Raw genomic sequence first — 12635 nt, forward strand, 5'->3', positions numbered from 1 at the left:
CTAGCGACCTGGAATCGGGCAAAGTGCCTGATCCGGGCGGGGGTTGCGGATCTTAGGGTGCGCTTAAGGAAGGGATCGGGAGCGGTTAAAGGTAGAGACCAATCTGCCGCGCCGACGGCGCCGTACGGACCCCCGGTGACCTCTGCGTTCCGGCTCCCGGCCGTCCACCTGGATCCAGATCCGCACCTCGGTCCCGCCCAGGACGGACGACCCGATCCGTACGTCCCCGCCGGTCGACTCCGCGAGCCTGCGCACGATGTCGAGGCCCAGGCCGGTAGAGCCGGCGGCCCCCGAGCCGCGCCCGCGGGCCATCGCGGCCACGGGGTCGATGATGCCGGGGCCCGCGTCGGAGACCAGGACGATCACCGCGTCCTCGCCGTTGTGCAGGTCGACCGCGAAGGCCGTGCCCTCGGCGGTGTGCCGGAAGACGTTGCCGAGCAGGGCGTCGAGCGCGGCGGCGAGGTCGGCGCGGGCCACGGGTATGCGTACCGGCCGGTCGGCGCCGGCCACCCGCCACTTGCGGCCCTCGTCCTCCGCGAGCGCCGACCAGAACACCATCCGCTCCCGGACCACCTCGGCCGCGTCGCACCCGGCGCCGGGCAGGGCCGCCGCGGTCTGCGGCTTGGCCTCCCGGGCGGTCCGGATGATGGTGTCGACCTCGCGCTCCAGCTGGGCGACCGCCTCCCGGGTCTGCTCGGCGGCCGGACCCTCGCCCAGCGAGGCCGCGTTGAGCCGCAGCACGGTCAGCGGCGTACGCAGCCGGTGGGACAGGTCGGCCGCCAACTCCCTTTCGTTCGCCAGCAGTTGGACGACCTGGTCGGCCATCGAGTTGAACGCGACGGCCGCCAGGCGCAGTTCGCTCGGCCCCTCCTCCGGCACCCGCGCCCCCAGCTTGCCCTCCCCCAGCTCGTGCGCGCCCTCGACCAGGCGCCGCGCGGGCTTCACCATCCGCACGCCCAGCCGGTCGGCGACCGCGACCGAGCCGACGATCAGCGCGACGCCGACCGCGGCGAGCACCGCCCAGGCCGTGCCCACCCCGTGCCTGACCTCGGCGTCGGGCACGAACACCTCGACGACCGCGATCGCGCCGGAGCTCAGCGCGACCGGCTGGAGCAGCGTGGACCCGCCCTCGACCTCCGTGGTGGAGGCGCGGCCGAGCTTGCGCACGGTCGCGATGGCGTCGTCGGCCGCGCGTCTGCGCCCGATGTCGACGGCCTTGCCGCCCTCGACGGCGGGTATGTGCACGGCCATCCCCGAGTCGGAGCCCGCCGAGGCGACGACCTTCTCCAACTGGTCGCGGTCGGTGGTGATGGACAGCGCCGGGGCGACCGCGGCGGCCTCCCGCTCGGCGTTGGAGAACGCGCGGTCCCGGGCCATCTCCTTGATGACCAGGCCGAGCGGGACCGCGAAGGCGACCACGACCATGGCGGTGACCGCCAGGCAGACCTTGACCAGTGCCCATCTCATCGCGGCGGCTCCGCTCCCCCGGGTGGTTCCAGCTTCACGCCGACGCCGCGCAGGGTGTGCAGATAGCGCGGGCGGGCGGCGGTCTCGCCCAGCTTGCGGCGCAGCCAGGACAGATGGACGTCGATGGTCTGGTCGTCGCCGTACGACTGCTGCCACACCTCGGCGAGCAGCTCCTTGCGGGGCACGACGACGCCCGGCCGGCCGGCCAGGAAGGCCAGCAGGTCGAACTCGCGGCGCGTGAGGTCGAGCCGCACGCCGTCCAACTCGGCCTGGCGGCGCAGCGGGTCGACGGTCAGGCCGCCGACGCTCAGGACGCTGGACGGCGGGGCCTCTCCGGTGGCGGCGCGGGAGCGTCGTAGGACCGCCGCCATGCGCGCGGAGAGGTGCTCGACCGAGAACGGCTTGGTCAGGTAGTCGTCCGCGCCCGCGTTCAGCAACCGGACGATCTCCGTCTCGTCGTCGCGCGCGGTGGCGATGATCACGGGTACGTCCGTGATCCCGCGCAGCATCTTCAGCGCCTCGGACCCGTCCAGATCGGGCAGTCCGAGGTCGAGGATGACCACGTCGAAACGGAAATGGGCGACCTCGCGCAGCGCCTCCAGTGCCGTCCCGACACTGCGCACCGTGTGCGCGGCGTCGGTCAGGTGCCGGATCAGCGCCGAGCGGACGAACTGGTCGTCCTCGACCACGAGCACACTTGCCATGCGCCGCACCGTACGCCATCCGGGCGAGCCGGATCCGGGCCTGTGGATAACTTCCTACGGGCGACACCTGTGGGGCGCGTGAGGCAGTATGGCCGCGATGCTCAGAGGACTCGTACACGTACTGGCTTGGTCGCTCGCCACGGGCGCGGCGGTCACGCTGTCGTGGTGGGGTGTCCACACGGTGATGGCGGGCACGGCCTACGATCCGCCGCGCGCCCTGCCCATCACCGCGGGCCGCGCGACCACGCAGGAGTCGAAGCCGCTGGCGTCCTCGTCGCCGAGCGGGCCGACTCCCACGCCGAGGCCGACGCCGTCGAAGACGTCCACCGCGCCTTCGCCGACCCCCTCGAAGACACCCACCACCAGCCCGTCGCCCACGACTTCGGCCGCCGGCCAGGTCAAGAGCTACGACACCGACGGCGGCCGGGTGGTCTTCGACCTCGCCGACACGTACGCGACGCTGGTGTCGGCGACGCCGGGGCCCGGCTGGTCGATGCAGGTGTGGAAGACGGAGACGTGGATCCGGCTGGAGTTCGCCTCGGGCGCGGACCGGGTGTCGGTGTTCTGCACGTGGCACGACGGGCCGCCGCGGGTGGACGTGGAGAACTACTAGTCGCGAGCGGCCGGTTGAGGATCGCCCGTCGGGTCGGTCAGCGGAACACCGAGGGCGGTGGGGCCGGCGAGGCCACCGCCGCCGCGTCGGTGACGGGGGCCGCGCCGCCGGTGAAGTCCAGCAGGGCGCGGCCGTGTTCGACGCGGCCGGGGTGCGGGTCGGAGGCGGCGCGGCGGGTGAGTTCCGCGAGGGGCAGCGGGGTGTCGGAGGCGACCAGGACGGCGTTGCCGAACCGTTTGCCGCGCAGCACGGTGGGGTCGGCGATCAGGGCGAGTTCGGGGAAGCGGGCGGCGGCGGTGGCGATCTGGCCGCGCAGGTGGGTCAGCGGCGGGCCGTCGGCGAGGTTGGCGGCGTAGCAACCGCTCGGGCGCAGCACGCGGCGGACCTCGTCCAGGAACTCGGTCGAGGTGAGGTGGGCGGGGGTGCGGGCTCCGCTGAACACGTCCGCGACGACGAGGTCGGCCCACCCGTCGAGCACCTTGGCGAGCCCCTCACGCGCGTCGATGGACCGCACCCTGATCCGGGCGGAGGTGTCCAACGGCAGCTGTCTGCGCACCAGTTGGACGAGCGAGGCGTCCCACTCGACGACCTGCTGGGTGGACCGGGGCCGGGTGGCGGCGACATAGCGCGCGAGCGTCAGCGCACCGCCTCCGAGGTGCACGACGTGCACGGGCTTCCCGGCGGGTGCGACCAGATCGACGACATGCCCGAGCCGACGCTGGTACTCGAAGGAGAGAAACGCGGGATCGTCCAGATCCACGTGCGACTGCGGCGCCCCGTCGATCAACAACGTCCAGCCCCGCGTCCGGTCCCGATCGGGTATGAGCTCCGCGAGCCCCCCGTCGACGGCCTCGACAACGGCTTCAGCACCGGCCGACCCACGCCGGGCGTTCCTGGACTTTCCCATGCGCCCATTATCGACGGGGTCGAGAGGCACCGCCTGCGCACGGGGGCGTGAACATCGCGGGCGCCGCCGGGCAACGCCAGTGGCGGCCGGCCACGCGCGCGTGGACTGGCCCGATGGCCACGCCCGTCGCGCGCGCCAGCCTGACCGGCCACGCACGCGTGCAACACCCGCCGGCGGCTCGCCCTGCGCCCGACAGTCGGTGACGGCGAAAGGTCCCGCCTACGCCCGCCGGCGGCTCGCGTGCCGATCGTCCGGTGGCGACTCGCGCAGGCATCGCCCGACAGGGACGGTCACGCACGTGCGCATCGCCTATCGGCGGCACGCACGTCGAACGCCCGACGGCCGCCCCTGCTGATCGTCGAAGGCAACTCGCGTGAAGTTACCGGCAGTTGTCCGCCGCCTCGATCAGGCGGGCCGCCTCGCCCAGGGCCTGGCGCAGTACCGCCGGGTCGGTGGCCAGGTCGGAGTCGCCGGGCGGCAGGAGCCAGTCGGAGCCCTCGACGGGGGGCTCGGCGGGCAGGCGCAGGCCGCGGCCGTCGGTCTCCGTGCAGGTGCTGCCGGGAACGTCCCAGGCGGCGGCGGTGCCGGAGGGGACGACGAAGCCGAGGGTGCCGCAGCCGTCGTCGTGGAGTACGGGCCCCATCGCGTCGCAGGCGCCCCGGCGCAGGATGTCGACGGCCTCCAGCCCCTGCCGCGTCGGCACGGTCACCAGATCGCAGCCGGGCGGTGCACCACCGTCCGGCACCGGCGTGAACCTCACCGGCGTCACCATCGTACGAGGATCGCTGCTCTGCCTGGGTCGCATCCTGGACTCCACCACGGAACCCCTCCTTGGACGAAGCGGCTCGGGAGTCGGGTGGCTCCCGGTCCTGCTGGGTTCAACGCGCCACCGCGTCAACGGCTACGGCGAAAATCCGCCGCAAAGGATGGCAGTTCATGGCAGATCCCGGATGAGATATCCGGTTTGTAGCCAAACCCTGCGTGCCGGGTCGGTGACAGCGGGTACGTTCATGCCGCCGGAAATCAAGGGCGATCCCGTTGACAACCAGCTCAAGTCGCCCGGAATCCGGCTTGGTTCGACGGTTCGCACGAGAGGACCCGGCCATGGCGTCGTCAATGGTGACCTCGTCCCAGCCCACCCACCCACCACGGCCGAATCTGGCCTTCCGACAGCTGCGCGGCCGACGCTCACCGGCCGAGTTCGCGGCGGCCGTACGGCGGTCGGCCCGCGAGATCGGGGAGCGGGTGAGCTGCGACGCGCGCTACGTCGGCCGGGTCGAGGCGGGCGAGATCCGTTGCCCCAACTACGCGTACGAGCGGGTGTTCCTGCACATGTTCCCCGGCCGCACGCTCGCCGACCTGGGCTTCGCGCCCCGCTCGTCCGTACGCGGACGCCGGGCCCGCGACACAGGTGAGACGCAGGGGTCGGGCGATCCGTATGAGACACCGGACGCGCACCCGCACGAGGACCGGAACCGCACGTTCCACGAGATTCACGAGAACGACGAGAACGACGAGGAGAGCGACGTGCTACGTCGCGCATTCATGACCGGCGGGGGCGCCACGGTGGCCGCCGCCTCGCTGGGCCCCTTCGGCCTCGCCTACGACGCGGCCGCCGCGGAACGTCCCGTGCGCCGGGCCGGGGCGAGCGACGCGGGCGCCCTGGAGGAAGCCGTCCGCAGGATCCGGCTGCTCGACGACCGGCACGGCGCGGACGGCCTCTACCGGCGCGCGGCGGCCCCGCTGCGCGCCGCCTACGCGCTGCTCGACGCCGGCGCGACCCGGCAGACCACCGCCGACCGGCTGCACTCGGGCGCCGGTGAACTGGCCATCTCGGTGGGCTGGTTGGCGCACGACTCGGGGCGCTGGGACGACGCGCGTTCGCACTACGCGGAGGCGCTCGCGACCGCCCGGATGACCGGCGACGACGCCCTGGAGGCACACGCCTTCTGCAACACGGCGTTCCTCGCGCGCGACGCCGGCCGGCCGCGCGAGGCGGTGCGGGCCGCGCAGGCCGCGCAACGCGTCGGGCGGTCCCTGGGCTCGTCCCGCCTGATGTCGCTGCTCGCGCTGCGCGAGGCCGGCGGCTGGGCCGGGCTCGCCGACCGCATCGCCTGCGAACAGGCGCTCGCCCGCGCGCAGGCCCTTTTCGAGCGCGGCTCCTCGGACGCCGACCCCGAGTGGATGAGCTTCTACGGGGAGGCCGAACTGGAGGGCCTGGAGGCGCAGTGCTGGTCGACGCTGGGCGACTGGCCCCGCGCCGCCCGCCACGCGCGCCACGCCGCCCACCTCCAGGACCCGCACTTCACCCGCAACATCGCCCTCTACACCGCGGAACTCGCCGACGACCTGGCCCGCGGCGGCCACCCCGACGAGGCCGCGACGGCGGGCCTGCGCGTCATGGACCTCCTGGACCAGGTCCAGTCCTCCCGCGTGCAGACCATGCTCGCGACCACCGCGCGCGTGCTGCTGCCGCACCGACGCGCGTCGGGCGTATCGACGTTCCTGGAGAGGCACGCCTCACGTCCGCGGACGGCGTGAGAGCAGCCCCGGACGGCGTGAGGGGGGCGCGGGAGCAGGGCGTACGGGCAAAGCCTCGCGCGCCGTCAGTTCGTCAAGTGCCCCAAGTCGTTCCAGCTCTCGATCGCCGGTTCGCCGTAGGCCCAGCCGAGGACCGACAGGGACGTCGGGTTGAGCCGTATTCGGGCGGCGAAGTCGAGGGGGAGGCCGAGCCAGCGGGCGCCGATGGAGCGCAGGATGTGGCCGTGCGCGAAGACGAGGACGTCACGGTCCTCGGCGCGGGCCCAGGCGACCACCTCGTCCGCGCGGGCGGTGACGTCGGCGAGGGACTCGCCGTCCGGGACGCCGTCGCGCCAGATGAACCAGCCGGGTCGGACGGCCTGGATGTCGTCCGGGGTCATGCCCTCGTAGGCGCCGTAGTCCCACTCCATGAGCGTGTCCCAGGGCTGGGCGCGCTCGCCGAACCCGGCGAGTTCGCACGTCTCACGCGCGCGTGCCAGCGGGCTGGTGCGCACCTCGACGCCGGGCAGTCCGTCCAGCGGCGCCCGGTGCAGGCGCTCGCCGAGCAGCTTGGCGCCCCGGCGGCCCTCCTCCAGGAGCGGCACATCGGTCCTGCCCGTGTGCTTGCCGGACAGCGACCACTCGGTCTGTCCGTGGCGGGCCAGCAGGATGCGCGCAGCCATGGGTGAGGAAACCTTTCCGGGATAACCAGAGGCGGACCGGATCCATCATCGCGCACCCTGGAGGAGGGCAACCCGACGGGCGATCTCAGCGTCTTTGAGGGCCGGGGGCCGCGCCACGAGGGCGTGCGCATACGCCGTAAAGTGGCACGGCCGGACCACCGGGCGCCGCGCGAGACGAAGGGGGAGGGGATCGGAAGCCGATGACCGAGACACCAGGCACCGAGACAGCCCCGGGCGCCCGCCTGCGCTGGTGGACGGAGCTGCCGCTGATCCTGCTGGTGTACGCGTGCTACTCGGCCGGCCGGCTGCTCGCCCGCGGCAACGAGACCGGCGCCGTCGACCACGGCCTGACGATCCTGCGCATCGAGAAGGCCCTGCACCTCAACGCCGAGCACCCGCTGAACCGGCTCTTCACGCGCGAGGCGTGGCTCGGCGTGCCGGCCGACTTCTGGTACGCGTCGCTGCACTACATGGTCACGCCGGTGATCCTGATCTGGCTGTTCAGGTCGCGCGCGGTGCACTACCGCGCGGCCCGCACCTGGCTGATGACGTCGACCTTCATGGGCCTGATCGGCTTCACCCTGTTGCCGACCTGCCCGCCCCGGCTACTGTCCGCGGGCCACGGCTTCGTCGACACGATGGCCCAGTACAGCTCGTACGGCTGGTGGGGCGGCGACGCGAGCGCCCCGCGCGGCCTGGGCGGCATGACCAACCAGTACGCGGCGATGCCGAGCCTGCACGTGGGCTGGGCGCTGTGGTGCGGGATCGTGCTGTGGCGGTTCGGCGGGACGCGGCTGACGAAGGCCGCCGCCGTCGCCTACCCGCTGCTGACCACGATCGTCGTGATGGGCACCGCGAACCACTACTTCCTCGACGCGGTGGCGGGCGCCGCCGTGATGGGCGCCGGCTTCCTCCTGACGCCGTACGTGATGCGGGTGGCGAACCGGATCCGCAAGCGGCTGCCCTTCGCCGCAGTGCCCTCTCCCGGCGCAGGTTCCCCAATTGTCAGTGCCGGATGCCAGACTTCCGCAGGTGAGCGATTTCCACGGCAGCGCGAGTCCCGGATCGGTTCCGGAGCCGAGCCCGACGCCTCTCCCACCGACGCGGGAGAAGGCGCTGCGGCAGCGGCTCGCTGAGCTGCGCGGACCCGGAGTACCGGCCAAGGCCCTCGACGCCCGCGCCCTGGCGGCGCTGGCGGCCAACCCCGGGTGCAGACGGCGCGCGATCCTCGACGGTGCCGGGGTGGACAAGACGGCGGTGGCGGGGGCGCTGGGCTCCCCGTCGGCCTTCGGCCAGTCCCAGTTCGCGATCACGCGGGGCAACGCGTTCGAGGCGAAGGTCAAGGCGGACGGCGGCGCCGAGCTGCTGCGGCTGGTGCACGAGCGGCTGGACGCCGGGGCCGAACCGCCCGCCGACGCGCGCGTGCCCGACCTCACGGCGATCGGCCCCGAGGGCCGCGCGGCCCGTACGGCGCTGGCGCTGCGCGAGGCCGGCGAGGCGCCCGGCGCCTGGACGCTGCTCGACCACCCGATGCTGGCGCTGGACGTGGCGGGCTCCCCCGCCTTCCTGGAGCCGGACGCCGTGGTGGTGCACCCGGACGGCAGCTGGACGGTCGTGGAGATCAAGTCCTTCCCGATGCTGGACGGCTCCGCGGACCCGGCGAAGGTCGGCGCCGCCGCCCGCCAGGCCGCGGTGTACGTGCTGGCTCTGGAGCAGGTCGCCGCCCGCCTCGACCCGGCCCCCTCGGTGCGGCATCGGGTGCTGCTCGTGTGCCCGAAGGACTTCTCCAACCGGCCCACCGCCTCCGCCGTGGATGTCCGCAAGCAGCGCGCGGTCACCGCCCGCCAGCTGGCCCGCCTCACCCGCATCCAGGACATCGCCGACGCCCTCCCCGAGGACACCTGCTTCTCCCCCGAGCTGCCCGCCGCCGAACTGACGGCCGCCGTCGAGTCGGTGCCCGCCGCCTACGCGCCCGAGTGCCTGTCCGCCTGCGAGCTGGCCTTCCACTGCCGCGACCACTCCCGCGCGGCCGGCGCGGTGACCACCCTCGGCCGCCCGGTCCGCGCCGAACTGGGCGGCCTGGCGACGGTCGAGGATGTCCTGGCCGCGTCCCGGGGCGAGACCGGGGACCCCGACGACCCGGCGGTGGCCGCCCTGCGCAGGGCGGCGGCGCTGCGGGCGGAGGCCCTGGCGGGCGCGCGCCTGGCAGCCGTGCCGCCCCAGTCGTTCCTCCCCACCTCGGAGGGCGCTCTGTGTCGCTGATCTCCACCCTCGCCCGGCTCGAAGCCGTCAGCACCGGGCGTGCCCAGCCCGCCGCGACCGTCCGGCACCGGCATCTGTCGGAGCGCCCCCTGGTGTTCGTGCCGCTCACCACGGCGGGCGAGGCCGGGGCGCCGCTCGGCGCGCTGGTGGGCACGGACCGGGACGCGCCGCGGCTGCTGATCGTCGCGCAGCCCCGGGACCGCGACCTCAGGTTCGCGTTCCTGGCCGAGCTGGCGGACATCGTGCTGCCGTACATCGACGGGTACGCGGAGGACGTGGAGGCCGCCGAGCGCAACGAGACCGACCCGGAGACCGGCAAGCGCGTCAAGGTCGAGGTCGAGCTGTGCGCGGACGCCCCGCAGCTGATCGTGCCCAGCCGCGCGGGCCTGGACTTCGTCCGGCTGCTCGGCCGCTCCATGCGCTTTCGCCGTACGGCCGAGCAGGACCCGGAGACGCCCTATCCCGCGCCCCCGCGCGTGCCGCTGCTCGGCCGGTGGCTGACGCACTACGGGGAGCGGTCCCGCGTGCCGGGTTCCTCGCTGCTGCTGGCGATGACGGACGTGCTGGCCCGGCACTGGGCGACCGGGCAGTCCGCCCTGGAGGACCAGCACCTGGGCGCGCTGCTCGCCTGGATCGACCCGCCGGAGGGCACGACCGGCGCGGAGGCCGCGCTGCGTGCCGAGCTCGCGCGGGACGCGAAGGGCCAGTTGCTGTGTCCGCCGGCCGGCCCGGCGACCGACCCGGCCTTCGACAACAAGCTGCTGGCCCCCGCCCTGGATTGCCACTACCGCGCGCGTACCGCCCTCGCCGCCGCCGAGGACGGTCTTGAGGCGGACGACCGGCTCGGTGAACTCACCGCCGCCGAGCGGGAGATCCGCGCCCTGGTCGAGAGCCGGACCCGGCCCGCCTGGGACGCGGTGTGGCGCGGCCTCGACCTGGTGCGGGAGCTGCCCGAGGGCGCCCGGGTCGAGGAGCGCTGGACCCGGGACCGCTGGTCGTTCACCGCGCACCGCGACCGGATCGTCGCGGGCGAGCCCCCGCAGCCGCGCCGCGACGACGCGGTGGCCGCGGCCAACAAGCTCGCCGCGCGCGAGCGCGAACAGGCCCGTCTGGAGGCGCAGGAGGCCCTGGACGACCCGCTGGTGATGGCGGGGCGGCGGCTGTCCGGGGAGGCGTTCGCCGGTGAGGTGACGGACGTGGTCATGGCGTACAGCGAGGGCAAGCGACCGAGCCCGCGCCCGCTGGTCACCGTCCGCTCGGACGACCGGCCGCACCTGGGCGAGCGCGCCAAGGTGTTCCGGTCCCTCGGCGGCAAGCCGCAGTCGGCGGAGTACGTCGGCCGCGAGGAGTCCGCGGCGGGCGAGGCGCTGATCGTGCTGCGGGTCCTCGACAAGATGGGTCGCGGCAAGGAGCCCGAGGCCGGTTCCGTGCCCGAGAAGGGCGACCGGCTCTGCTTCACGCTGTTCGAGCACGAGCAGCGGGGCGGCCCGAAGCTGCCCGACCCGGAGGCGACCCCGTGGACGCACGGCGGCCCGCCCGGTGAGGCCGTCACGGAGGCCGCCGATCCCCTGACCTCGGAGGACGTCCTGTGACCGCCGCCTTCGACCCCGGTACCGCCGCCACCCGGGCGACCGACGCGATCCTCCGCGACACCCTGCACGGCACCCACCGGGGCGTGGTCGTCGACTCCCCGCCGGGCGCCGGCAAGTCCACGCTCGTGGTCCGCGCCGCGCTCGAACTGGCCGAAGCGGGGCGCCCGTTGATGGTGGTCGCGCAGACGAACGCCCAGGTCGACGACCTCGTCCTGCGGCTCGCGGAGAAGAGCCCCGAACTCCCCGTCGGGCGGCTGCACAGCAGCGACGCCGACCCGTACGACAAGGCGCTCGACGACCTGCCGAACGTACGCAAGTCGGCGAAGGCGGGAGACCTGGCCGGGCTGTCGGTCGTCATCTCCACGGCCGCCAAGTGGGGGCACGTGAAGGTCGACGAGCCGTGGCGGCACGCGATCGTGGACGAGGCGTACCAGATGCGCTCGGACTCGCTGCTCGCCGTGGCCGGGCTGTTCGAGCGGGCGCTGTTCGTGGGCGACCCGGGCCAGCTGGACCCGTTCTCCATCGTCGGCGGCGAGCAGTGGGCGGGCCTGTCGTACGACCCCTCGGCGTCCGCCGTGACCACGCTCCTCGCGCACAATCCCGAGCTGCCCCAGCACCGCCTCCCCGTGTCCTGGCGCCTGCCGGCATCGGCGGCGCCGCTGGTCTCCGACGCCTTCTACCCGTACACGCCGTTCCGCAGCGGCACGGACCACGGCGACCGCCGCCTGTCCTTCGGTGTCCCCGCCGACGGTTCCGGTCCCGACCGGGTCATCGACGAGGCCGCGGAGTCCGGCTGGGGCCTGCTGGAGCTGCCCGCGCGGCACACCCCGCGGACGGATCCGGAGGCGGTGCGGGCGGTGGCGACGGTCGTACGGCGGCTCCTGGACCGGGGCGGCGCGGCCACGTCGGAGCGCTCGCCGGACCCGGCCCCGCTCGCCGCCGACCGCATCGCCGTCGGCACGGCCCACCGCGACCAGGCGGCCTCGGTCCGGGCGGCTCTCACGGACCTCGGCGTCACGGACGTCACCGTCGACACGGCCAACCGCCTCCAGGGCCGCGAGTACGACGTCACGGTCGTCCTGCACCCGCTCTCCGGCCGCCCCGACGCCACCGCCTTCCATCTGGAGACGGGCCGCCTCTGCGTCCTCGCCTCCCGCCACCGGCACGCCTGCATCGTGGTCTGCCGCGCGGGCGTGACCGACCTCCTGGACGACTACCCGTCCACGGAACCGGTCCAGCTGGGAACGCTGGTGAAGTTCCCGGACGGGTGGGAGGCGAATCACGCGGTGCTGGCGCGGCTGGCGGAGCATCGGGTGAGCTGGCGGCCGTGAAGGGGGCCCTGGTGGGCCGACGTGAACGATCGCGCATCCACTCATCTCCTATCCGTCGGGAACATCACGCACCCCCGTCACCTTGATAGCGGGGGTGCTCTTGCGCGGGCACGAGACAATGGACGGTGGCCCGGTCACGGAACGGGTCGCCCGCGACGTACGTACGAGGAGGAGAAGACATGGCGGAGCCCACGCCGCGTCGGAACGAACCGCGGCTACGCCCCGCGCCCCTGCTCTTCGAGCCCGCCGAGGCGGCCGCCGATCCGGAGCACTTCTTCGACCTGGAGTCGATCGACGACCCGCACGCGCTGCTGGCCCGCTCGACGGAACTGGCGCAGGCCTTCCGCGCGGCGGCGGACCGGGCGGTGGAGTACCAGGCGATGGCGGCGGCGCAGCTCGCCGACCCGCGGCGGTTCGACCGGCTGACGCCCGCGGACATCGCGGAGCGGGCCGAGTGGACCGAGGACTATGCCAAGAAGATGGTCGAGTACGGGCAGCGCCTGATGCGCGGCGCGGAGGGCGGCGGCGGCCCCGACCCGGTCTGAGGCGAGGGGCT

12 protein-coding genes are annotated in these 12635 nt (G+C 74.0%); 7 read left to right on the forward strand and 5 right to left on the reverse strand.

Annotated features, from left to right (window positions below; genetic code table 11):
• Window positions 1–63 precede the first annotated feature (63 nt).
• Complete coding sequence (locus ACIQI8_RS15955; protein WP_402349808.1) at window positions 64–1467, reverse strand: sensor histidine kinase; 1404 nt, start codon at window positions 1465–1467, stop codon at window positions 64–66.
• Window positions 1464–2171 (reverse strand): response regulator transcription factor, encoded by a 708-nt coding sequence (locus ACIQI8_RS15960; protein WP_402349810.1) that lies wholly within the window; start codon window positions 2169–2171, stop codon window positions 1464–1466. The genes ACIQI8_RS15955 and ACIQI8_RS15960 overlap by 4 nt, the downstream gene beginning before the upstream one ends.
• A gap of 97 nt (window positions 2172–2268) precedes the next feature.
• Here ACIQI8_RS15960 and ACIQI8_RS15965 point away from each other — a divergent pair, with 97 nt between their 5' ends.
• Window positions 2269–2784: a hypothetical protein gene (locus ACIQI8_RS15965; RefSeq protein ID WP_402349813.1), complete on the forward strand. Its 516-nt coding sequence runs from the start codon at window positions 2269–2271 to the stop codon at window positions 2782–2784.
• A gap of 37 nt (window positions 2785–2821) precedes the next feature.
• Here the strand turns inward: ACIQI8_RS15965 and ACIQI8_RS15970 are convergent, their stop codons facing one another.
• Together ACIQI8_RS15970 and ACIQI8_RS15975 are read right to left on the reverse strand one after the other, a co-directional pair.
• Complete coding sequence (locus tag ACIQI8_RS15970) at window positions 2822–3691, reverse strand: spermidine synthase (protein ID WP_402349816.1); 870 nt, start codon at window positions 3689–3691, stop codon at window positions 2822–2824.
• A gap of 379 nt (window positions 3692–4070) precedes the next feature.
• Complete coding sequence (locus tag ACIQI8_RS15975; protein ID WP_402349819.1) at window positions 4071–4496, reverse strand: hypothetical protein; 426 nt, start codon at window positions 4494–4496, stop codon at window positions 4071–4073.
• 299 nt (window positions 4497–4795) lie between these two features.
• Here ACIQI8_RS15975 and ACIQI8_RS15980 point away from each other — a divergent pair, with 299 nt between their 5' ends.
• Window positions 4796–6232 (forward strand): tetratricopeptide repeat protein, encoded by a 1437-nt coding sequence (locus ACIQI8_RS15980; RefSeq protein WP_402349822.1) that lies wholly within the window; start codon window positions 4796–4798, stop codon window positions 6230–6232.
• A 65-nt stretch (window positions 6233–6297) separates the two neighbouring features.
• On the opposite strand, the gene ACIQI8_RS15985 is transcribed toward ACIQI8_RS15980, so the two are convergent.
• Window positions 6298–6894, reverse strand: coding sequence for a histidine phosphatase family protein (locus tag ACIQI8_RS15985; RefSeq protein ID WP_402349825.1), 597 nt, complete (start codon window positions 6892–6894; stop codon window positions 6298–6300).
• A gap of 200 nt (window positions 6895–7094) precedes the next feature.
• Here ACIQI8_RS15985 and ACIQI8_RS15990 point away from each other — a divergent pair, with 200 nt between their 5' ends.
• From ACIQI8_RS15990 to ACIQI8_RS16010, 5 genes are all read left to right on the forward strand, one after another.
• Window positions 7095–8030: a phosphatase PAP2 family protein gene (locus ACIQI8_RS15990; RefSeq protein ID WP_402349828.1), complete on the forward strand. Its 936-nt coding sequence runs from the start codon at window positions 7095–7097 to the stop codon at window positions 8028–8030.
• Entirely contained in the window at window positions 8011–9156 is a 1146-nt protein-coding gene (locus ACIQI8_RS15995; RefSeq protein ID WP_402350495.1) for a hypothetical protein, read from the forward strand. Before ACIQI8_RS15990 ends, ACIQI8_RS15995 begins: the two co-directional genes overlap by 20 nt.
• The gene (locus tag ACIQI8_RS16000) at window positions 9147–10748 is read left to right on the forward strand and encodes a hypothetical protein (RefSeq protein WP_402349831.1); all 1602 of its coding nucleotides are present in this window, start codon (window positions 9147–9149) and stop codon (window positions 10746–10748) included. The genes ACIQI8_RS15995 and ACIQI8_RS16000 overlap by 10 nt, the downstream gene beginning before the upstream one ends.
• A complete protein-coding gene (locus ACIQI8_RS16005) occupies window positions 10745–12079 on the forward strand; it encodes an AAA family ATPase (RefSeq protein ID WP_402349834.1) in 1335 nt (444 codons plus the stop codon). Before ACIQI8_RS16000 ends, ACIQI8_RS16005 begins: the two co-directional genes overlap by 4 nt.
• A 179-nt stretch (window positions 12080–12258) precedes the next feature.
• Window positions 12259–12624, forward strand: a complete 366-nt coding sequence (locus ACIQI8_RS16010; protein ID WP_402349836.1) for a hypothetical protein — start codon at window positions 12259–12261, stop codon at window positions 12622–12624.
• The last annotated feature ends 11 nt before the right edge of the window (window positions 12625–12635 follow it).

Origin of the sequence: Streptomyces sp. NPDC092369 (assembly GCF_044755245.1) — a bacterium.
In the GTDB taxonomy this organism is placed as follows: Bacteria; Actinomycetota; Actinomycetes; order Streptomycetales; family Streptomycetaceae; genus Streptomyces.

Bases quoted from the DNA above. Each gene is read 5' to 3' on its own strand.
- ACIQI8_RS15985 (WP_402349825.1), bottom strand. From the start codon at position 6,894: ATGGCTGCGCGCATCCTGCTGGCCCGCCACGGACAGACCGAGTGGTCG.
- ACIQI8_RS15965 (WP_402349813.1), top strand. From the start codon at position 2,269: ATGCTCAGAGGACTCGTACACGTACTGGCTTGGTCGCTCGCCACGGGC.
- ACIQI8_RS15980 (WP_402349822.1), top strand. From the start codon at position 4,796: ATGGCGTCGTCAATGGTGACCTCGTCCCAGCCCACCCACCCACCACGG.
- ACIQI8_RS15970 (WP_402349816.1), bottom strand. From the start codon at position 3,691: ATGGGAAAGTCCAGGAACGCCCGGCGTGGGTCGGCCGGTGCTGAAGCC.
- ACIQI8_RS15975 (WP_402349819.1), bottom strand. From the start codon at position 4,496: ATGCGACCCAGGCAGAGCAGCGATCCTCGTACGATGGTGACGCCGGTG.
- ACIQI8_RS15990 (WP_402349828.1), top strand. From the start codon at position 7,095: ATGACCGAGACACCAGGCACCGAGACAGCCCCGGGCGCCCGCCTGCGC.
- ACIQI8_RS15960 (WP_402349810.1), bottom strand. From the start codon at position 2,171: ATGGCAAGTGTGCTCGTGGTCGAGGACGACCAGTTCGTCCGCTCGGCG.
- ACIQI8_RS15955 (WP_402349808.1), bottom strand. From the start codon at position 1,467: ATGAGATGGGCACTGGTCAAGGTCTGCCTGGCGGTCACCGCCATGGTC.
- ACIQI8_RS16010 (WP_402349836.1), top strand. From the start codon at position 12,259: ATGGCGGAGCCCACGCCGCGTCGGAACGAACCGCGGCTACGCCCCGCG.